20 protein-coding genes are annotated in these 18,759 nt (G+C 54.7%); 7 read left to right on the top strand and 13 right to left on the bottom strand.

Features of this window, described 5'->3' with window-relative positions:
- Positions 1 to 33: 33 nt before the first annotated feature.
- The 6 genes from NB069_RS19655 to zapE form a co-directional block, all read right to left on the bottom strand.
- Entirely contained in the window at positions 34 to 747 is a 714-nt protein-coding gene (locus NB069_RS19655) for a DUF1120 domain-containing protein (protein WP_250586306.1), read from the bottom strand.
- Between the two features lie 430 nt (positions 748 to 1,177).
- On the bottom strand, positions 1,178 to 1,669 hold the full coding sequence (gene sspB, locus NB069_RS19660; protein ID WP_250589548.1) for a ClpXP protease specificity-enhancing factor: 492 nt from the start codon (positions 1,667 to 1,669) through the stop codon (positions 1,178 to 1,180).
- A 5-nt stretch (positions 1,670 to 1,674) separates the two neighbouring features.
- The gene (gene sspA, locus NB069_RS19665) at positions 1,675 to 2,313 is read right to left on the bottom strand and encodes a stringent starvation protein SspA (RefSeq protein WP_250586308.1); all 639 of its coding nucleotides are present in this window, start codon (positions 2,311 to 2,313) and stop codon (positions 1,675 to 1,677) included.
- Positions 2,314 to 2,625: 312 nt separating this feature from the next.
- Positions 2,626 to 3,018, bottom strand: a complete 393-nt coding sequence (gene rpsI / locus NB069_RS19670; protein ID WP_003025138.1) for a 30S ribosomal protein S9 — start codon at positions 3,016 to 3,018, stop codon at positions 2,626 to 2,628.
- A 15-nt stretch (positions 3,019 to 3,033) separates the two neighbouring features.
- Positions 3,034 to 3,462 carry a 50S ribosomal protein L13 gene (rplM, locus tag NB069_RS19675; protein WP_024551131.1) on the bottom strand — a complete coding sequence of 143 codons (429 nt, stop codon included), beginning with the start codon at positions 3,460 to 3,462 and terminating at the stop codon, positions 3,034 to 3,036.
- Positions 3,463 to 3,800: 338 nt separating this feature from the next.
- Positions 3,801 to 4,925: a cell division protein ZapE gene (gene zapE, locus NB069_RS19680; RefSeq protein ID WP_250586310.1), complete on the bottom strand. Its 1,125-nt coding sequence runs from the start codon at positions 4,923 to 4,925 to the stop codon at positions 3,801 to 3,803.
- Between the two features lie 190 nt (positions 4,926 to 5,115).
- Between zapE and zapG the strand changes: the two genes are divergently transcribed.
- The 3 genes from zapG to degS all read left to right on the top strand — a co-directional run bounded on the left by zapG (position 5,116) and on the right by degS (position 8,205).
- Entirely contained in the window at positions 5,116 to 5,514 is a 399-nt protein-coding gene (gene zapG / locus NB069_RS19685; RefSeq protein ID WP_250586312.1) for a Z-ring associated protein ZapG, read from the top strand.
- Between the two features lie 170 nt (positions 5,515 to 5,684).
- A complete protein-coding gene (degQ, locus tag NB069_RS19690) occupies positions 5,685 to 7,049 on the top strand; it encodes a serine endoprotease DegQ (protein WP_250586314.1) in 1,365 nt (454 codons plus the stop codon).
- Positions 7,050 to 7,137: 88 nt separating this feature from the next.
- Entirely contained in the window at positions 7,138 to 8,205 is a 1,068-nt protein-coding gene (gene degS, locus NB069_RS19695; protein WP_250586316.1) for an outer membrane-stress sensor serine endopeptidase DegS, read from the top strand.
- 68 nt (positions 8,206 to 8,273) lie between these two features.
- Here the strand turns inward: degS and mdh are convergent, their stop codons facing one another.
- Positions 8,274 to 9,212, bottom strand: a complete 939-nt coding sequence (mdh, locus tag NB069_RS19700; protein WP_103177218.1) for a malate dehydrogenase — start codon at positions 9,210 to 9,212, stop codon at positions 8,274 to 8,276.
- Between the two features lie 404 nt (positions 9,213 to 9,616).
- Between mdh and argR the strand changes: the two genes are divergently transcribed.
- The 3 genes from argR (at position 9,617) to yhcN (NB069_RS19715) (ending at position 11,105) form a co-directional block, all read left to right on the top strand.
- On the top strand, positions 9,617 to 10,087 hold the full coding sequence (argR, locus tag NB069_RS19705; protein WP_032614540.1) for a transcriptional regulator ArgR: 471 nt from the start codon (positions 9,617 to 9,619) through the stop codon (positions 10,085 to 10,087).
- Positions 10,088 to 10,464: 377 nt separating this feature from the next.
- Positions 10,465 to 10,728, top strand: coding sequence for a peroxide/acid stress response protein YhcN (gene yhcN, locus NB069_RS19710; RefSeq protein ID WP_250586318.1), 264 nt, complete (start codon positions 10,465 to 10,467; stop codon positions 10,726 to 10,728).
- A 113-nt stretch (positions 10,729 to 10,841) separates the two neighbouring features.
- Positions 10,842 to 11,105, top strand: a complete 264-nt coding sequence (gene yhcN, locus NB069_RS19715; RefSeq protein ID WP_250586320.1) for a peroxide/acid stress response protein YhcN — start codon at positions 10,842 to 10,844, stop codon at positions 11,103 to 11,105.
- Positions 11,106 to 11,165: 60 nt separating this feature from the next.
- Here yhcN (NB069_RS19715) and NB069_RS19720 read toward each other — a convergent pair whose 3' ends face one another.
- The 5 genes from NB069_RS19720 to aaeX all read right to left on the bottom strand — a co-directional run bounded on the left by NB069_RS19720 (position 11,166) and on the right by aaeX (position 16,139).
- Complete coding sequence (locus tag NB069_RS19720; RefSeq protein ID WP_250586322.1) at positions 11,166 to 11,435, bottom strand: barstar family protein; 270 nt, start codon at positions 11,433 to 11,435, stop codon at positions 11,166 to 11,168.
- 45 nt (positions 11,436 to 11,480) lie between these two features.
- A complete protein-coding gene (locus NB069_RS19725) occupies positions 11,481 to 12,935 on the bottom strand; it encodes an NAD-dependent succinate-semialdehyde dehydrogenase (protein WP_250586323.1) in 1,455 nt (484 codons plus the stop codon).
- An 87-nt stretch (positions 12,936 to 13,022) separates the two neighbouring features.
- Complete coding sequence (gene aaeB / locus NB069_RS19730) at positions 13,023 to 14,990, bottom strand: p-hydroxybenzoic acid efflux pump subunit AaeB (protein ID WP_250586325.1); 1,968 nt, start codon at positions 14,988 to 14,990, stop codon at positions 13,023 to 13,025.
- A 5-nt stretch (positions 14,991 to 14,995) separates the two neighbouring features.
- Positions 14,996 to 15,928, bottom strand: a complete 933-nt coding sequence (aaeA, locus tag NB069_RS19735) for a p-hydroxybenzoic acid efflux pump subunit AaeA (protein ID WP_250586327.1) — start codon at positions 15,926 to 15,928, stop codon at positions 14,996 to 14,998.
- A 7-nt stretch (positions 15,929 to 15,935) separates the two neighbouring features.
- On the bottom strand, positions 15,936 to 16,139 hold the full coding sequence (gene aaeX / locus NB069_RS19740; RefSeq protein WP_032614553.1) for a p-hydroxybenzoic acid efflux pump operon protein AaeX: 204 nt from the start codon (positions 16,137 to 16,139) through the stop codon (positions 15,936 to 15,938).
- Positions 16,140 to 16,316: 177 nt separating this feature from the next.
- Between aaeX and aaeR the strand changes: the two genes are divergently transcribed.
- Positions 16,317 to 17,240, top strand: a complete 924-nt coding sequence (gene aaeR / locus NB069_RS19745) for an HTH-type transcriptional activator AaeR (protein WP_250586329.1) — start codon at positions 16,317 to 16,319, stop codon at positions 17,238 to 17,240.
- A gap of 42 nt (positions 17,241 to 17,282) precedes the next feature.
- Here aaeR and tldD read toward each other — a convergent pair whose 3' ends face one another.
- A complete protein-coding gene (tldD, locus tag NB069_RS19750; RefSeq protein WP_250586331.1) occupies positions 17,283 to 18,728 on the bottom strand; it encodes a metalloprotease TldD in 1,446 nt (481 codons plus the stop codon).
- Between the last annotated feature and the right edge of the window lie 31 nt (positions 18,729 to 18,759).

Consider the following 18,759-nt stretch of genomic DNA (forward strand, 5'->3'; position numbering starts at 1 on the left):
ACCAGACGTATTACACCGCACGCATTATTATTTTTAGAGGTAAACCAGGCTTACTGTTGCGTTACCATCAAGAATAACTTCATCGCCGCCCAGAACTGAAGAAGGCTGTACTGCCGCAGAAACTTTCAGAGGCAGAGAGGCTTCTTTAAACATCATAGGCTGAGTAGAAGATTCTTCAGCAAAAGTGGCAACACGCTCAGCATTATTAAGCTGACGAGCGTTTTTACCTGAACGCCATGTTGAACCTGCATTATCAGAAATAATGACGTCAGCTTCTTCGCCATCAGCGACTGCAAGCGCGACATTAAGTGAAACACTGTAAGCACCAATCTTGGCGTTGTTGCTTGCCAGACCCAGACCAAAGCCGAAGTAAGCTTGATCGGCGGAGGTGGAGCCTGGGAACACTGGATCGATAAAGGTAGTGGCGTTCAGAGCAACAGCGGAGCTGGCGCGGTTATCAACCATATTAAATCCAACTGCGGTCTTCGCTTCACAAGAGATGCTTAGCACAACATCTTTTGAACCCAGCTGTACCAGAGAGTTACCTGAAGGAGCGTTTTCAATAGCGGATGCAGCAATTGTTCCAAATGACACTTCGCCATCGCTGCTCAGCGTTGGAGTACAAGCAGCAGGAACGATGTTACCAACCACTTTCAGGGTAGCGTCGTTAGCAGCATTTGCCTGAGCAGCCATCATCAGAGCTGCACAAACCCCTAAAGAGGATAACGTTTTTTTAAACTGAGTCATTTTTGTTCCTTAAATTTTTTCGACCAACAATAATACAGGCTGGCCGTGTCCTTAACGGTGTAATACGGGTTACTATGAAATATGTCAGACATAGGCTATTGGTAATAAATAGCGACGTAAGGTTACAGGACTATTTTTTTAATATCATTTAAGTTAACTAAAACCACTATTAACAACATTTAATCTGATAACTTATTATTATCTATTTCATCAACAAGATAAGATTAACTCGCCTTTAACTGTCTAAAAACTCGCAAATTCATATGATCTACATTATGTGTAAGTGCCTTTTTTAGCTATCAAATTATATTCAAATATTTAAATGAAAAATAAACAAACATTAATAATTATTATCCGCTAACTTTAAATATTGATTGATCATATAGGCTGTTATTTGAGGGTATAAAAAAAGGGCCAGAGGCCCTTTTTATTATTTCACTACGCGTAGTGCCGGACGGCCGCCACGCGGTGGGGGTGTATCATCAGGATCATCATCGTGATCCGGCTTATCGCCGTCGATAATCGACATGACCGGTTCGCTTTCGCCCTCGGTCGCGCCATGCTCGTCATTGAGGCTGGAAACGTCTTCATCATAAGCCGCTTCCGGCTCAAACATGGTGCCTGCCCCGTTTTCACGGGCATAGATAGCCAGTACGGCAGCCAGCGGCACGGAAACCTGACGCGGAACGCCGCCAAAGCGGGCATTAAAGCGCACTTCGTCGTTCGCCAGTTCAAGACCGCCCACCGCGCGTGGCGCGATGTTCAGCACAATTTGCCCGTCACGTGCGTATTCCATAGGAACCTGCACGCCCGGTAATGTCACATCCACTACCAGGTGCGGCGTGAGCTGGTTATCCAGCAGCCATTCATAGAAGGCACGCAGCAGATACGGACGGCGCGGAGACAGCTGTGACATTTCCACAATCATTAGCCCCGGCCGAGACGCATTTCACGTTCAGCTTCAGTCAGAGAAGCCAGGAAAGAGTCGCGTTCAAATACGCGCGTCATGTAGCCTTTCAGCTCTTTCGCGCCCGGACCGCTGAATTCAACGCCCATCGTTGGCAAACGCCACAGCAGCGGAGCCAGGTAGCAGTCCACCAGGCTGAACTCGTCGCTCAGGAAGAATGGCCGCTGACCGAATACCGGTGCAATAGCCAGCAGCTCTTCACGCAGCTGTTTACGTGCAGCATCGGCTTCTGAAGAAGAACCGTTAGTAATAACGTTCATCAGCGTATACCAGTCTTTCTCGATACGCTGCATGTACAGACGGCTTTCCCCACGCGCAACCGGATAGACCGGCATCAGCGGCGGATGCGGGAAACGCTCATCCAGGTATTCCATAATGATACGGGATTCCCACAGGGTCAGCTCACGATCCACCAGCGTCGGCACGCTCTGGCTTGGATTGAGATCGATCAGATCCTGAGGCGGGTTATCCTTTTCCACATGCTCGATCTCAAAACTGACACCCTTCTCGGCCAGCACGATACGAACCTGATGGCTATAAATGTCAGTAGGACCAGAAAACAGCGTCATTACCGAACGTTTGTTGGCAGCGACAGCCATGAAAACCTCCAGGTATATTCAGAATTTTTACTGCTACCAGCCATACAGGCCAGCCAGATGTTTTATTGCCCATCCCAGGGAATTCTTACTCTTGTTCAAAAAGAGAACAAAAATCGAGCATTCACCGTTATTTGGGCAGAAAAGTGGATGATAGTTTACCAGATTTTGCGACCTTTGTGGTGAGGGGATTCTGGAAATGCGGAAAAAGAGGTCAGAAAGGAAGTCTGCATGTGGATAAGCCAGGCGTTATCCATAAAAAAACCCGCCGAAGCGGGTTTTTCGCAAATTGTTGTCTGCCGAAGCAGAAACCAATTAACGTTTGGAGAACTGTGGACGACGACGTGCTTTACGCAGACCGACTTTCTTACGTTCAACCTGACGAGCATCACGAGTAACGAAGCCAGCTTTACGCAGTTCGCCACGCAGGGACTCATCGTACTCCATCAGAGCGCGGGTGATACCGTGACGGATCGCACCAGCCTGACCAGAGATACCACCACCTTTAACGGTGATGTACAGATCCAGTTTCTCAACCATGTCGACCAGTTCCAGCGGCTGACGAACTACCATGCGGGCAGTTTCACGACCGAAGTACTGTTCCAGAGAACGTTGGTTGATAACGATTTTACCACTGCCCGGTTTGATGAACACGCGAGCGGCGGAGCTTTTGCGGCGACCAGTGCCGTAGTATTGATTTTCAGCCATTGCCTATAATCCCGATTAGATGTCAAGAACTTGCGGTTGCTGTGCCGCGTGGTTGTGCTCGTTACCTGCGTAAACTTTCAGTTTACGGTACATAGCACGACCCAGCGGGCCTTTTGGCAGCATGCCTTTAACCGCGATTTCAATCACACGCTCAGGACGGCGGGCAATCATCTCTTCAAAGGTCGCTTGTTTGATACCGCCGATGTGGCCGGTGTGGTGATAGTACACTTTGTCAGTACGCTTGTTGCCGGTTACAGCAACTTTGTCAGCGTTCAGAACGATGATGTAATCACCGGTATCTACGTGCGGAGTGTATTCCGCTTTGTGCTTACCGCGCAGGCGACGAGCCAGTTCGGTAGCCAGACGGCCCAGAGTTTTACCGGTCGCGTCAACAACATACCAGTCGCGTTTTACGGTTTCTGGTTTAGCTGTAAAAGTTTTCATTAAAAGCTTACCCAAATAAATAAGTTACACGTTGGTGAACACCCAAACGTTTAGTAGTTGAGGTTCACACGACATTGTCCAGCAAACCTACCCCTTCGAATAGCCTATGCCGGCGCAGAGAAAGTTTTGGGAAAAAAACCTTCTTGTAACGTGGGGTCGCAAGATTATAGAGAAGTCAGGGGTAAAGATCGACCCCTAATTGTGATTTGAAGCGGGTTTTTCCGGGGTAAGGAAAGTGCGGTCTGGTGCCCTCACCCCCATCCCCTCTCCCACGGAAAACAGTGCGGTCTGATACCCTCACCCCCAGCCCCTCTCCCACAGGGAGAGGGTGGCTATTATTAAGGCATGTGTTCGCGCTTCAGGTACTCTTCGCTCTGCATCTCCTGCAGGCGTGACAGGCAACGCTGGAATTCAAACTTCAGCCGCTCCCCCTGATAAACCTCATATAAAGGCACGGCGGCGCTCACCACCAGCTTGACGTGGCGTTCGTAAAACTCATCCACCAGCGCGATAAAGCGTCGGGCTTCGCTCTCCATCAGCGTGGACATCACCGGCACATCGAACAGCATCACCGTATGGAACAGGCGCGAGAGTGCAATGTAGTCATGCTGGCTGCGGGCATCAACACAGAGGGTGGCAAACGACACGGCGAGGGTCTGGTTGACGACGCCCAGCGTTTGCAGCGGACGATGGTTTACCTCCAGCACCGGGGCATTACCCCGTTCCGCCCCGGCCAGCGCCAGCCACAGCTTATCCATCTGCTGCTGCGTCTCATCGTTTAACGGCGAAATCCACAGATGGGCCTGGGTCAGGGTGCGCAGACGATAGTCGACGCCGGCATCGACGTTCATGATGTCGCAATGCTCTTTAATCGCCGTGATAGCGGGCAGGAAACGGGCGCGTTGCAGTCCGTTACGGTAGAGTTCGTCCGGCGGAATGTTCGAGGTTGCCACCAGGGTAATCCCGCGGGCAAACAGCGCTTTCATTAATCCACCCAGCAGCATGGCGTCGGTAATGTCCGAGACAAAAAACTCATCGAAGCACAGCACGTCGGTCTCGGCTTTGAAGCGTTCGGCGACGATGTCCAGCGGATCGCTCTGTCCCTGCAGGGCGGTCAGCTCTTCGTGCACCCGCAGCATAAAGCGGTGAAAGTGCAGGCGCTGCTTACGCGTGCCCGGCAGGCTCTGATAAAACAGATCCATCAGCCAGGTTTTACCGCGTCCGACGCCTCCCCACATATATAAGCCGCGCACCGGCGTGACGCGCTGGGGCTCTTTTTTGCCCAGCAGCCGTCCAAATGCGGCTTTTAACCCACCAGAAGGGGCTGCTTCGGCTGGCGCGGTCGTCAGCGCATGCCAGATGCTGTCGAGACGACTTACCGCTTCACGCTGCACGTTATCTGGCTGATGGGAGCCCTCGCTTAAGGCCTCCTGGTAACGCGATGTTGGGGAGAGGTTCTGCATGATCTTATTGTTATTCCTTCAATTAATACCCGTCAGACTGCTCGGTTGACGAAAAAAAGGCCGTTCTACAGTACGCGATGATGCGGCGGGATTCCACTTCTAAGGAAATAGCGGTTATAGTGGCATAATCAGGCCCTGGCATGGAGCCGAGCCAATACCCTACGGAACCACAAGACAACGGGAGAAGTTCATGACCTGGGAATATGCGCTAATTGGTTTAGTCGTCGGCATCGCTATCGGCGCCGTGGCCATGCGTTTTGGAAATCGCAAATTGCGCCAGCAACAGGCGTTGCAGTACGAACTGGAAAAGAACAAGGCTGAACTGGAAGAGTATCGTGAAGAGCTGGTAAACCACTTTGCTCAGAGCGCCGAGTTGCTGGACAACATGGCTCATGATTATCGTCAGCTTTATCAGCACATGGCGAAAAGCTCCAGCAGCCTGCTGCCGGAGATGAGCGCGGAAAACAATCCGTTCCGCAACCGTCTGGCGGAATCTGAAGCCGGTAACGATCAGGCCCCGGTCCAGATGCCACGTGACTACTCCGAAGGCGCATCCGGCCTGCTGCGCGGTGGCGCAAAGCGCGATTAATCGCACATCGAAAATAAATTTTACGGGCGCAGCCCTTGCGCCCGTCCTTTCTTCCTGACCCCAGCTATTATTTAGTCAAACACCTCATTGTTCAGCGTTTTAAAATTCAATAACATCAGACTGTTTTAGGGCCGTTATTCCTTCATTCCAGGTTGCGAGAGCCAGCATAAATGAACAAAAAAAATCAGCTGTTGAGCGCGTTAGCATTGAGTATCGGGTTATCCCTGTCAGCCTCTTATCCGCTGGCCGCCGCACTCCCTACGCAGGTTCCGGGTCAGGCAGCGCTGCCGAGCCTGGCGCCGATGCTGGAAAAAGTCCTTCCCGCCGTAGTGAGCGTGCAGGTCGAAGGCACCGCCGTGCAGAGCCAGCGCATTCCGGAAGAGCTGAAAAAGTATTTTGGTGATGAAGCCCCTGACCAGGCGCAGCCTTTTGAAGGGCTGGGCTCGGGCGTGGTGATTGACGCCGCGAAGGGCTATGTCCTGACCAATAATCACGTCATCAGCCATGCCGATAAAATCAGCGTGCTGATGAATGATGGCCGGGAGTTCGATGCGAAATTGATCGGCGGTGACGATCAGAGCGACATCGCCCTGCTGCAGCTGCAGAACCCCACCGGCCTGACGCAAATTGCTATTGCTGACTCCGATAAACTGCGCGTGGGTGATTTCGCGGTGGCGGTGGGTAACCCCTTCGGCCTGGGCCAGACGGCCACCTCCGGCATCGTCTCTGCCCTGGGCCGCAGTGGTCTGAATCTCGAAGGGCTGGAGAACTTTATCCAGACCGACGCCTCCATTAACCGGGGTAACTCCGGCGGCGCGCTGCTGAATCTCAACGGCGAGCTGATTGGTATTAACACCGCTATTCTCGCCCCGGGCGGCGGCAGCGTCGGGATTGGCTTTGCCATCCCCAGCAATATGGCCCGCACCCTGGCACAGCAGCTGATTGAGTTTGGCGAAGTGAAACGCGGCCTGCTGGGCATTAAAGGCACGGAAATGAGCGCGGATATCGCAAAAGCCTTCAACCTGAACGTGCAGCGCGGTGCCTTTGTCAGCGAAGTGTTGCCGAATTCCGGCTCTGCAAAAGCGGGCGTGAAATCCGGGGACGTCATCGTCAGTCTGAACGATAAACCGTTGAGCAGCTTTGCCGAGCTGCGCTCGCGCATTGCCACCACAGAGCCTGGCGCCACGGTTAAGCTCGGCATTTTGCGTGACGGAAAACCGTTGGATCTGCAGGTCACGCTGGATAAAAGCACCTCGTCCTCGGCCAGCGCAGAGATGATTGCGCCTGCGCTTCAGGGGGCGACCTTGAGTGACGGGCAGTTAAAAGACGGCACCAAAGGTATCACTCTTGATAGCGTTGAAAAGAGCAGCCCTGCCGCGCAGGCGGGTCTGCATGAGAATGATGTAATTATCGGGGTTAACCGCGTTCGCGTGCAGTCTATCGCCGAAATGCGCAAAGTGCTGGAAAGTAAACCCGGCGTAATTGCCCTGCAGATCGTGCGCGGCAACGACACGCTCTACATTCTGCTGCGCTAAGCCTGCACCTGTCCGGACATCGCCCCGTGTGATGTCCGGATAAGTCATGTTATGCTGCTTGCGTTCTCCCTTTAACGACGCCCGTATCATGGTTTTGAAGCTAATTCGTTCGGTCGCCATCGGCCTGGTTGTAGGTGGCCTGTTACTGGCCGCAATGCCCTCTTTACGTCAGTTCAATCAGCTGGCTGCGCCGCAGTTCGACAGCGCTGATGAAACACCTGCCAGCTACAATCAGGCAGTACGCCGTGCCGCTCCTGCGGTGGTTAACGTCTATAACCGCGGGCTGAACAGCACCAGCCATAATCAGCTGGAGATCCGCACCCTCGGCTCCGGGGTGATCATGGATGAACGCGGCTACATTATTACCAACAAACATGTTATCAACGATGCCGATCAGATCATCGTTGCGCTGCAGGATGGCCGCGTCTTTGAAGCCCTGCTTGTTGGCTCGGACAGCCTGACGGATCTGGCGGTTCTCAAGATTAACGCCACGGGCGGCCTGCCGGTAATCCCCATCAATCGTAAACGGACGCCGCATATCGGCGACGTAGTCCTGGCCATTGGTAACCCCTACAACCTTGGGCAAACCATTACCCAGGGGATTATCAGCGCCACCGGGCGTATCGGCCTGAACCCGTCCGGACGACAGAACTTCCTGCAAACCGATGCCTCCATCAACCACGGCAACTCCGGCGGCGCGCTGGTGAACTCGCTGGGCGAGCTGATGGGCATCAACACCCTGTCGTTTGATAAAAGCAACGACGGCGAAACCCCCGAGGGTATCGGCTTCGCGATCCCGTTCCAGCTGGCCAACAAGATTATGGACAAGCTGATTCGCGACGGGCGTGTGATCCGCGGCTACATTGGCATCGGCGGGCGTGAGATTGCTCCACTGCATGCACAGGGTGGCGGCATCGATCAGATTCAGGGGATCGTGGTTAACGAAGTCACCGCGGGCGGCCCGGCGGCGGAAGCAGGTATTAAGGTCAACGATGTAATCGTCTCGGTGAACGGTAAACCGGCGCTGTCAGCGCTGGAAACCATGGACCAGGTGGCGGAGATCAGACCTGGCTCTATCATCCCGGTGGAAGTGATGCGTGATGATAAGAAACTGACCCTGCAGGTGACCATTCAGGAATACCCGGCCACCAACTGAGTCAGCAGGCAATAAAAAAACCGGAGTCTATGCTCCGGTTTTTTATTGCCCCGAGGGGAGTGCGTCGCTTACTTGTTAACGAACTCTTCGCCCAGAACGATATCGTTCTTCAGGGTCTCCAGCATACCGGCCATCGCCTGCTGCTCAAACGCGCTCAGGGTGCCGATAGATTTACGCTCTTCGATACCGTTTTTACCCAGCAGCAGCGGCTGAGAGAAGAAACGTGCGTGCTCGCCGTCACCTTCAACGTAAGCGCATTCCACCACGCCTTGCTCGCCCTGCAGGGCACGTACCAGAGACAGACCGAAACGTGCCGCAGCCTGGCCCATAGACAGGGTTGCAGAACCGCCACCCGCCTTCGCTTCCACCACTTCGGTGCCAGCGTTCTGGATACGTTTGGTCAGATCAGCCACTTCCTGCTCGGTGAAGCTCACGCCTGGGATCTGGGACAGCAGTGGCAGAATGGTCACGCCAGAGTGGCCGCCGATAACCGGAACCTCGAGTTCGGTTGGCTGCTTGCCTTTCAGTTCCGCAACAAAGGTGTTGGAGCGGATGATGTCCAGCGTGGTCACGCCAAACAGTTTGTTCTTGTCATACACGCCCGCTTTTTTCAGCACTTCTGCTGCGATAGCAACAGTCGTGTTAACCGGGTTAGTGATGATACCAATGCACGCTTTCGGACAGGTTGTCGCTACCTGTTGAATCAGGTTCTTAACGATACCCGCGTTCACGTTGAACAGGTCGGAACGATCCATACCTGGCTTACGCGCTACGCCTGCGGAGATCAGCACCACGTCCGCGCCTTCGAGGGCCGGGCGAGCATCTTCACCGGAGAAGCCTTTGATTTTAACAGCCGTCGGGATGTGGCTGAGGTCAACCGCCACACCAGGGGTTACCGGGGCGATATCATACAGAGAGAGTTCTGAGCCTGCAGGCAGCTGAGTTTTCAGTAGTAGGGCAAGCGCCTGGCCGATACCGCCAGCAGCGCCGAGGACTGCGACTTTCATCCTAAACTCCTTATTATGGTGAGCTAACTTTCTGTTACTCCGTCGCGGCGACCTTAATTCAGCAGATCAATAATTACAATCGTGGTGTTCCAGGAATTAGGGGTCACGCGCTTTTCGCATCTGCCTGAAAGCTATCGGGCGTTATGCGGTAACTAAGCAACGAATTAAGAGGTGGTTACAATACACCCTCGCAAGCCACCAAAACAACATCAATTTGATAACATTTAATTTACTTTTAAGCTTATTTGCGAGGCGTGACGCAGGCATGTTCCTTGATAACGAATTTTGATAAAATCACTCCCTTTCATAACATTATTTCAGCCTAAGATTGGGCAGATTATTTGCATAAAAATTCATCCATGTGCATAATAATGTTGTTTCTACCGCTATATTTCGGGTGATTTATGCGAATCTCTTCTAAACAAGAAGAATTGGTTAAAGCGTTTAAGGCGCTGCTTAAAGAAGAAAAATTTAGTTCTCAGGGTGAGATTGTCCAGGCCCTGCAGGAAGAGGGTTTCGAAAACATCAACCAGTCGAAAGTCTCCCGCATGTTAACCAAATTTGGCGCGGTGCGTACCCGCAACGCCAAAATGGAGATGGTCTACTGTCTGCCTGCCGAACTAGGGGTTCCGACAACCTCGAGCCCGCTGAAGAACCTGGTGCTGGACATCGACTATAACGATGCCGTGGTGGTGATCCACACGAGCCCTGGGGCTGCTCAACTGATTGCGCGCCTGCTCGACTCTTTGGGTAAAGCGGAAGGTATCCTCGGCACCATCGCCGGTGACGATACTATCTTCACGACCCCGGCTAACGGTTTCTCGGTGAAAGACCTCTACGAAGCCATCCTGGTGCTGTTCGAACAAGAACTCTGATCCCCTTCCCTGCTGCCTTCGGCAGCGGGGAACCTTCTGCTCCCGCCGCGTTTTTCCCTACAATCTGTTATCTGTAATTTAACAAATAGTGCGATTTTCTGCCCAAATACATTCATGCAGTGAATGATAGACTCCCGGATCGCACGAATAATCAAAGTATCGCATCCCATTAATTTAATTAGAAATAACAGGATAACACCCACCTGAACCTCGATTTTTTATTCCCTGTGGTTATAAAAACGCTTGTTCTTAACACGTGATTACACAAGAAACAATTAGCATGGTATTAATTTTTGCCGTTATTAGTGTATACTCGATTTTGTGATGAGGGTCACGAAACGAAGACCCCAGTAAAGAATATGACGAGGAAAAGAATCATGAAAATCAAAACTACCGTAGCCACTCTAAGCATTCTGTCAGTTCTGTCTTTCGGTGCTTTTGCCGCCGATGCGATCAACGCCGATCAGGCTCAGTCTCGTGAATCTATCGGTACCGTTTCAATCGGTGCAATCGGTACTTCGCCGATGGACATGAACCAGATGCTGAACAAAAAAGCACAAGAGCAGGGTGCCTCTTCCTACCGCGTGATCGAAGCGCGTACCGGTGACCACTGGCATGCTACTGCTGAGCTGTACAAATAAGTCGTACCGAGCATTACCCGAACTACCCGATATCTCTGTTCAACGGCACCAGGTATAAAAATAGCAGCACAACCCTTCTTGCCGTTGAGCTTGCCCAGTAAGGAGTAAAGACTATGAACACTAAATTAATCATCGCCGCAGGTTTAGCTTCCGTTCTCTCATTTGGTGCCAGCGCGGCTGTGCATCAGGTTAACGCGGAACAGGCACAAGGCCTGCAATCCCTCGGTAGCGTAGGCGTTACCGAAGTTGCTGGTTCGCCAATGGACGTGCGCCAGGCCCTGGCAGCAAAAGCGGAAAAAGCGGGTGCCAGTAGCTATCGCATTACCGAACTGAATACAGGCGACCACTGGCATGCCACGGCCGAGCTGTACAAATAAACCCTCGTCGTATTGATTTACGACTTGCCCCTGCTCCGCAGGGGCTTTTTTATGCCTGCACTAACGTACGTTAAAGCGAATCTGCCCTTCCAGCTCCTCTTCCGCCTCATCAAACAGCAGGATCAGCGCGCCAAAACGCCTGCGCAGCTTCTCCGGCAAATGGATAAATTCGATTTCAAGCGGTAGCGGCAACTGGCTGCTGGTCACGATTTCCCACAGGGAGTCCAGATCCGTCACGCTCTCCTGTGCCATACCAAAGGTTCGTGAAAATTCACGGTAGAAGTCTTCCTGACTGTCGATTTCGTCAAAATCAAACGTATAGATATTCATTCCCAGCCACCCTGTCCAGGTGGGCGGCTTATGCCGCCCCGCCGATTATAATCCCCCGATATGCAGGGTTTTCACTTCCAGGAACTCCTCCAGTCCCAGTACTGACCCTTCGCGGCCCAGCCCCGACTCTTTCACCCCGCCAAAAGGCCCCAGTTCTGTGGAAACGGCGCATTCGTTAATCCCAATCATGCCGCTCTCAATGGCCTGAGAAACGCGGAACACCCGCTGCAGATTCTGAGTATAGAAATAGGCGGCCAGGCCATATGGCGTATTGTTGGCGCGCTGAATGACCTCCTCTTCCGAGGTAAAGCGGAAGCAGGCCGCCACGGGTCCGAAGGTCTCTTCGCTGGCAAGCGCCATCCCTTCATGACAATCCCCCAGTACCGTCGGCTGCCAGAAATTTCCCCCCAAGGAATGAGCCTTGCCGCCCGCCAGTACTCTGGCCCCTTTAGCAACCGCATCCTCAACGTGCTCGCGCACTTTTTTTACCGCGGCAGCTTCAATCAGCGGCCCGACAACGGTGCCCTCTTCCAGACCATCCCCCACTTTTAAGTCGTTAACGGCCGCGGCGAGTTTGCTGACGAACTCGTCGTACACCGATTCCTGAATATAGAAACGGTTAACGCTGACGCAAACCTGACCCGCATTGCGGAATTTGTTGGCAATGGCCCCTTTCACCGCGGCATCAATATCGGCGTCGTCAAAGACGATATACGGCGCGTTACCGCCCAACTCCATCGAGACTTTTTTCATGGTCCCGGCAGCGTTGCGCATCAGGGTTTTGCCGACCGCCGTCGAACCGGTAAAGGAGATTTTGCGCACCTCAGGGCTGGACATGATCGCGTCGCTAATCTCAGCGGTATTGCCCGCGACGGCGTTAAGCACGCCGTCCGGTACGCCCGCTTTTTTAGCCAGCGTCAGCAGCGCAAAAGCACTCAGCGGCGTGTTATTGGCCGGTTTTATGACGCCGGTACAGCCGGCCGCCAGCGCCGGGCCCAGCTTGCGGGTCAGCATAGCCATGGGGAAGTTCCACGGAGTGATGGCTGCCACCACGCCAACAGGTTCGCGGGTGGCAAGAATGCGGGAGCCGGGTTTAACGGGTGGGATGATTTCGCCGTTAGCGCGTTTGGCCTCCTCGGCAAACCACTGGATAAAGCTCGCCGCGTACTCCACTTCCCCTTCCGCCTCTTTCAGCGGTTTGCCCTGCTCGGTGGTCATCAGTTGGCCAAGCCACTGCTTGTTTTCAATGATGAGTTCATACCAGCGGTAGAGTATGGCCGAACGCTCTTTTGCGGTTCTGGCACGCCAGGCCGGGAAGGCACGGCTCGCGGCGGCGATGGCCTCTTCGGTCTCTGTTTTACCTGCTTTTGCCACCTGAGCGATCACAGCCCCGGTAGACGGATTAAGTACATCGAATGTTGTATCGAGCGTTTTCCATACGCCATCGACTAAATATCCGGTCTGAAATAGCGCACTGTCCTGAAGAGCCTGGGTAGCCATGTATCCTCCCAATTCGGGTTTAAGTACTTGTCCGAATAAGTATAGCCATAAAAAAACCGACGCTTATGGCGTCGGTTTTCAGGAGGATCAGCTGTCGGTCAGGGCATTCTGGTAACGATGCAGCATGCCCACCAGCCGCTGCACCGGTTCGGTCACCTGGCGCGGTGCCTCCCAGATGCGCAGTTTTTCCTGGTAGATCTCCAGCTCCCCCAGCAGTTGCGTAAAGTAGCGTCGGCGCTTGTCGTCGCTGGAAGCAGAGATCACATGATCCGCAGTACGCCGCAGCTGGCGGTGGAACGCCGAGAGGTCATCATTCACCGGTATCGGCGCATTACGCAGACGCTGGTGAGCGATGATCAGCGTCAGGGCCAGGCGGAACTTAGCGATATCTCCCGGGAACTTGGTCAGCAATAAAAAGAGCTGCTGATAGAGCGCAGGCAGGTGATTCTCTTTACGCCGGGCGGTATTGGTGGTCATCGCCGAGACGGCAGCAGAGACAAACTGGTTTAACAGCACGCGTCCGGTTCGGGCCTGTGAATTATCGCGCACCAGCAGGATCACCATCATCGCCATGAAGCAGCCGACAATCTGCCCCAGCGCGCTGTCGAGAAACTGGCTGAAGTGGAAGGTCATCGGGTTATCCAGCACCAGAATATTGATGGTACTGGCCAGCGCCCCCAGCGAACCCAGGCGTCGCTTCTGCACCTCGATACCAATAAAGAAGGCCATGACGGCAAGGCTGATACAGAGCAGCAGCATGCTTTGCTGGGTGGACGGGAGGATCACCAGGAAATAGAAGGCGCCAAGCGGCAGCGCTGCCAGGGTGCCGTACAGAAAATCGAGCGCCACCATCCGGGGATTGGGCAGACGCATCGCCAGAGAAGTGACCACCGCAATCATCACCATCGCGCCGCTGCCGGAGGTCCAGCCGGTCCATAGCCAGAACAGCGTCCCGAGCATACAGGCGAGCGTGGTGCGCCAGAAGTTCACCATCGCATGATGACGTTCCGCCGACTCGGCCTTGACCACCACTTCGCCCTGCAGCACCTCCTCTTCGGTGGCGCTGATTTTGGTATTGCCTATCACTCCGCGTTTGAGCAACAGGTAGCGCGTCGCCGCCCCGACCCAGGTGTAAATGGTCACCGGCGTATCGCGTTCACCGGTCCAGGCAATCACCCGACGCATACGTTTCAGCTGTTTATGCACATCCTGAACGGTAGTAACGGGTGTGGCAAACTGCTCCCGGAAGGTATCGGTGATCGCCTCGGGACGGGTGTTCTGGATCAGGTAGGTTTCACAGGCCTGAGTGATCAGCGTCAGGGAGACGGTATTGAGCGCCTTCAGGCGGCGGTTAGCCCGCGACCAGCGGGACGACTCCATATTAAGGTTGCTGCGCATCCCTTCCAGGGCGGTGGTACGACGCACCAGCGCGCTCCAGGCGTTATCCACCTCTTCACTGTCGCCGTGCTTAATGCACAGCTGCATCAGCTGATACTGGGCGACGATCAGCGCATCCAGCTCACGATCCACTTCCTGTTTGATCGAGCGCGGGGAGAACAGTAGATCCGCCACGATCGCACAGACGATCCCCATGACGATCTCACTGCAACGTTCCACGGCAAACTGCGGTGCCAGCAGGGGGTTAGTCTGGATGGTGATAATAATGATTAACGCCGTATAGCCGGAAAGCCCCCAGGCGTAGGAATTCTCCACCCGCACCAGGGAGGAGATCCAGGTACAAAAACCGGCCCAGATACAGCACACCATCAGCATCAGCAGCGGAGTGCGGATCATCAGGATAACGATAGTCAGCGCGGCGATACAGCCGATGAAGGTGCCGACGATACGCAGCATCCCGCGATAGCGAATGGCGCCGGAGTAGGGTTCACCGCCCGCCGCAAACGCCGGGCCAGCAGCGACAATCGCCGCCGTCAGCACCGCCCAGCGGGGCGTTTCCAGCTGAAAGTGGAAGCCGACAAACAGCGCCAGCACGATGGCGAAGGCCAGCTTAACCGCGAAGCGCAGGTGCTGGTTGGCGATGGAGAAAATACCCATGGCGATTAACCAAACTCACGCAGGCGGTGGGCAATTTTGCGGAACAGCGAGTCGTGGCTGGCATCCCGGTCTTTCTCACCGGTGATCACTACCGTTGCCGTTGTTCCTGCAGGCCACAGGTCGCCCTGCTGTTCATCCAGACGAATGCGTACCGGCACACGCTGGGCCAGGCGCACCCACTCCAGATTGGAATCGACCGTCGCCATCCCTTTGCTGTCGCGGGTGGCGCTGGAGTTGGTCACCCCTGCCGACACGCTGTCGACGGTGCCCTTCAGCACACGGTTACTGCCAAGGGGGGTGATCTCCGCCCGGTAACCTGGGCGGACGTTTTCCAGCTTGGTCTCTTCCATATAGGCGAGCACGTAGAAGGAGTGCTGTTTGACCAGCGCCACGGCGGTAGAGCCGCGGGTAATAAATTCGCCGGTATAGACGTTAAGGTTGGTCACCCAGCCGTCGGACGGCGCGCGGATGACGGTACGCTCGAGATCGAGCTTCGCCAGATCGCGGGTCGCTTCGGCCTTCGCCTGTTGATGCAGAACGGTTTGCAGCACGTTATTGGACTGGTCTATCTCCTCCCGGGACATCGCCTGCACGCCCAGTTTATTACGGCGTCCGGCTTCACGACGTTTTTCCGCCGCCAGCGCCTGGTAGTAGGAGACATCCGCTTCGGCCTGTTCCAGCGCTTTCTGGTAACGAGGCTGGTCGATGGTGAACAGCACCTGATCCTTTTTGACCAGCTGGTTGTCGTGCACGTTAACGGCGGTGATGAGCCCCGCCACGTCCGGGGCGATGGCCACGATGTCGGCGCTAAAGCGTGCATCACGGGTCCACGGCGACTCGGTGTAATAGACCCACGCGCGGAAAATAGCGATGAACGCGAGGATGACGAGTGCCAGCGTAATGGCGGTACGGGAGATTTTTCTTGTTAGCGTTTTCACATCTACCTCAAACAAACAGGCGCGATACCAGATAGAACAGGCAGCAATACAGCGCGGAATTGAACAATGCAGGGTGCCAGACGAAATCATAGATCCCGGTTGGAGCCAGCACCTTTCGCACCAGCCAAAAAATCGCCAGTGATAAAAGTAGTTCGAAGAATATCGGTGGGAACGACAATCCGAACACCACGATAACGGGAAACAGACTCATGTTGACCTTGATTAGAGCGAGCAGGCGAAAGAATTATTCAGCGTACGGCACCGCAGAAGTGGCCAGAAAAGCCGGGCGAGAGTGGCGTAGCTATAATGTATTAATAATATATTAGCGTAACTGTTATGCTGTTATCTATCATATGTGATCTAAATCACTTTTAACTCAGAGTGAATAATGGAACGTCTTAAACGGATGTCAGTTTTTGCCAAAGTCGTTGAGCTGGGCTCTTTTACCGCCGCGGCCAGGCAACTTCAGATGAGCGTCTCGTCGATCAGCCAGACCGTTGCCAAACTGGAAGATGACCTCCAGGTGAAGCTGCTCAACCGCAGCACCCGCAGCCTCGGCCTGACGGAAGCCGGCAAAATTTATTATCAGGGCTGTCGGCGCATGTTGTATGAAGCCCAGTCGGTGCATGAGCAACTCTACGCCTTCAACAACACCCCCATCGGCACGCTGCGTATCGGCTGTTCTTCAACTATGGCACAAAATGTCCTGGCCGAAATGACCGCGGATATGTTGCAGGAGTATCCGGGGCTGACGGTGAATCTGGTCACCGGTATCCCCGCCCCGGATCTGATTGCCGATGGGCTGGACGTGGTGATCCGCGTGGGCGCCCTGCAGGACTCCAGCCTCTTTTCGCGTCGTCTGGGCAGTATGCCAATGGTGGTGTGCGCGTCCAAAAAGTACCTCGCCAGAGCGGGGATCCCGGAAAAACCGGCAGACCTCAGCAATCACGCCTGGCTTGAGTACAGCGTGCGCCCGGACAACGAGTTCGAGCTGGTCGCGCCAGAGGGGCTCTCGACAAAACTGCTGCCCCAGGGGCGCTTTGTGACCAACGATCCGATGACCATCTCCCGCTGGCTGGTGGCGGGCGCCGGGATCGCCTATGTGCCGTTGATGTGGGTGATCAACGAGATCAACAGCGGTGAGCTGGAGATCCTCTTCCCGCGTTATCAGTCGGATCCACGTCCGGTGTATGCGGTCTATACCGAAAAGGACAAGCTGCCGCTGAAGGTGCAGGTGTGCATTAACTATCTGACGGACTATTTTGTGAAGGTGGCGGCGCTGTTTCAGGAGATGCGGGGAAGGAAAGAGTGAGGAGAGTCCCCTCTCCCTTTCAGGGAGAGGGTTAAGGTAAAATTAAGCGGTACCGCCGACGGTCAGGTTATCTACCTTCAGGGTTGGCTGGCCGACACCGACCGGCAGGCTCTGCCCCTCTTTGCCGCAGACACCAACGCCGTTGTCCAGCTTCAGATCGTTACCGACCATGGAGATCTGCTGCATCGCTTCGATACCAGAACCAATCAGGGTGGCGCCTTTCACCGCTTTGGTCACTTTGCCCTTCTCGATCAGATAGGCCTCTGAGGTGGAGAAGACAAATTTACCGGAGGTGATATCCACCTGGCCACCGCCGAAGTTCGGCGCAAAGATCCCGTAATCAACGGATTCGATAATTTCCTGCGGCGTGGATTTACCCGCCAGCATATAGGTGTTGGTCATACGCGGCATCGGCAGGTGCGCATAAGATTCACGGCGACCGTTACCGGTTGGCGCAACGCCCATCAGGCGCGCATTCAGTTTGTCCTGCATGTAGCCTTTCAGGATGCCATTTTCGATCAGCACGTTGTACTGACCCGGGATGCCTTCATCGTCGATGGAGATTGAGCCACGACGATCGAGCATCGTCCCGTCGTCCACCACTGTACAAAGTTCAGAAGCCACCAGCTCGCCAACCTGACCGCTGAATACGGAGGTGCCGCGACGGTTAAAATCACCTTCCAGACCGTGGCCTACCGCTTCGTGCAGCAGCACGCCAGGCCAGCCCGCACCCAGCACCACCGGCAGCGTACCCGCAGGTGCCGCAACGGCAGAGAGATTAACCAGCGCCATGCGCACTGCCTCTTTTGCCCACGCGTCGGCGCGTACTTCACCCTCCACCGGGTTCAGGAACCATTCATAACCGAAACGTCCGCCGCCGCCGCTGGAGCCGCGCTCACGTTTGCCGTCCTCTTCCACCAGCACGCTGACGGAGAGACGCACCAGCGGACGCACGTCGGCGGCCAGCGTGCCGTCCGTCGCCGCCACCAGAATTAGCTCATACACGCCGCTCAGGCTGGCAGAGACTTCCTGCACGCGCTTGTCTTCCGCGCGGGCCACTTTGTCCACCCGACGCAGGATATCCAGCTTCTCTTCACGGCTCATGCTTTGCAGCGGATCGACGCTGGTATAGAGCGCAGAGTGCTGCACTTCGCCCAGCGTTTTCACCCGGCCATCGCCATTTTCGCGCACGATAGTGCGAGCCGCCTGGGCGCTCTGCTCCAGGGCTGCCAGGCTTACCTGGTCCGCATAGGCAAAACCGGTTTTCTCACCGCTGACGGCACGCACGCCGACGCCCTGATCGATGTTGTAAGAGCCATCTTTAATGATGCTGTCTTCTAAAACCCAGGATTCGTGATAGCTCGACTGAAAGTAGAGATCGCCGTAGTCGAGACGGCGTTCGGTCAGTTGACCAAGAATGGAAAACAGGTCCTGATGGCTCAGGCCGTTCGCTGCCAGCAGATGTTCACTTACCAGGTTCAGACTCATCGTTTTGCTACTCGTTCGTTGCCGTCCACAG

It is taken from the genome of Leclercia adecarboxylata (assembly GCF_023639785.1).
Lineage (GTDB): Bacteria > Pseudomonadota > Gammaproteobacteria > Enterobacterales > Enterobacteriaceae > Enterobacter > Enterobacter adecarboxylatus_D.

What these genes read in the sequence shown, in the direction of transcription:
- aaeR (WP_250586329.1), top strand. Translation starts at nt 16,317, where the DNA reads ATGGAACGTCTTAAACGGATGTCAGTTTTTGCCAAAGTCGTTGAGCTG.
- zapG (WP_250586312.1), top strand. Translation starts at nt 5,116, where the DNA reads ATGACCTGGGAATATGCGCTAATTGGTTTAGTCGTCGGCATCGCTATC.
- zapE (WP_250586310.1), bottom strand. Translation starts at nt 4,925, where the DNA reads ATGCAGAACCTCTCCCCAACATCGCGTTACCAGGAGGCCTTAAGCGAG.
- argR (WP_032614540.1), top strand. Translation starts at nt 9,617, where the DNA reads ATGCGAATCTCTTCTAAACAAGAAGAATTGGTTAAAGCGTTTAAGGCG.
- sspA (WP_250586308.1), bottom strand. Translation starts at nt 2,313, where the DNA reads ATGGCTGTCGCTGCCAACAAACGTTCGGTAATGACGCTGTTTTCTGGT.
- NB069_RS19725 (WP_250586323.1), bottom strand. Translation starts at nt 12,935, where the DNA reads ATGGCTACCCAGGCTCTTCAGGACAGTGCGCTATTTCAGACCGGATAT.
- degS (WP_250586316.1), top strand. Translation starts at nt 7,138, where the DNA reads ATGGTTTTGAAGCTAATTCGTTCGGTCGCCATCGGCCTGGTTGTAGGT.
- yhcN (WP_250586318.1), top strand. Translation starts at nt 10,465, where the DNA reads ATGAAAATCAAAACTACCGTAGCCACTCTAAGCATTCTGTCAGTTCTG.
- aaeB (WP_250586325.1), bottom strand. Translation starts at nt 14,990, where the DNA reads ATGGGTATTTTCTCCATCGCCAACCAGCACCTGCGCTTCGCGGTTAAG.
- rpsI (WP_003025138.1), bottom strand. Translation starts at nt 3,018, where the DNA reads ATGGCTGAAAATCAATACTACGGCACTGGTCGCCGCAAAAGCTCCGCC.
- degQ (WP_250586314.1), top strand. Translation starts at nt 5,685, where the DNA reads ATGAACAAAAAAAATCAGCTGTTGAGCGCGTTAGCATTGAGTATCGGG.
- NB069_RS19720 (WP_250586322.1), bottom strand. Translation starts at nt 11,435, where the DNA reads ATGAATATCTATACGTTTGATTTTGACGAAATCGACAGTCAGGAAGAC.
- mdh (WP_103177218.1), bottom strand. Translation starts at nt 9,212, where the DNA reads ATGAAAGTCGCAGTCCTCGGCGCTGCTGGCGGTATCGGCCAGGCGCTT.
- aaeX (WP_032614553.1), bottom strand. Translation starts at nt 16,139, where the DNA reads ATGAGTCTGTTTCCCGTTATCGTGGTGTTCGGATTGTCGTTCCCACCG.
- NB069_RS19655 (WP_250586306.1), bottom strand. Translation starts at nt 747, where the DNA reads ATGACTCAGTTTAAAAAAACGTTATCCTCTTTAGGGGTTTGTGCAGCT.
- tldD (WP_250586331.1), bottom strand. Translation starts at nt 18,728, where the DNA reads ATGAGTCTGAACCTGGTAAGTGAACATCTGCTGGCAGCGAACGGCCTG.
- rplM (WP_024551131.1), bottom strand. Translation starts at nt 3,462, where the DNA reads ATGAAAACTTTTACAGCTAAACCAGAAACCGTAAAACGCGACTGGTAT.
- yhcN (WP_250586320.1), top strand. Translation starts at nt 10,842, where the DNA reads ATGAACACTAAATTAATCATCGCCGCAGGTTTAGCTTCCGTTCTCTCA.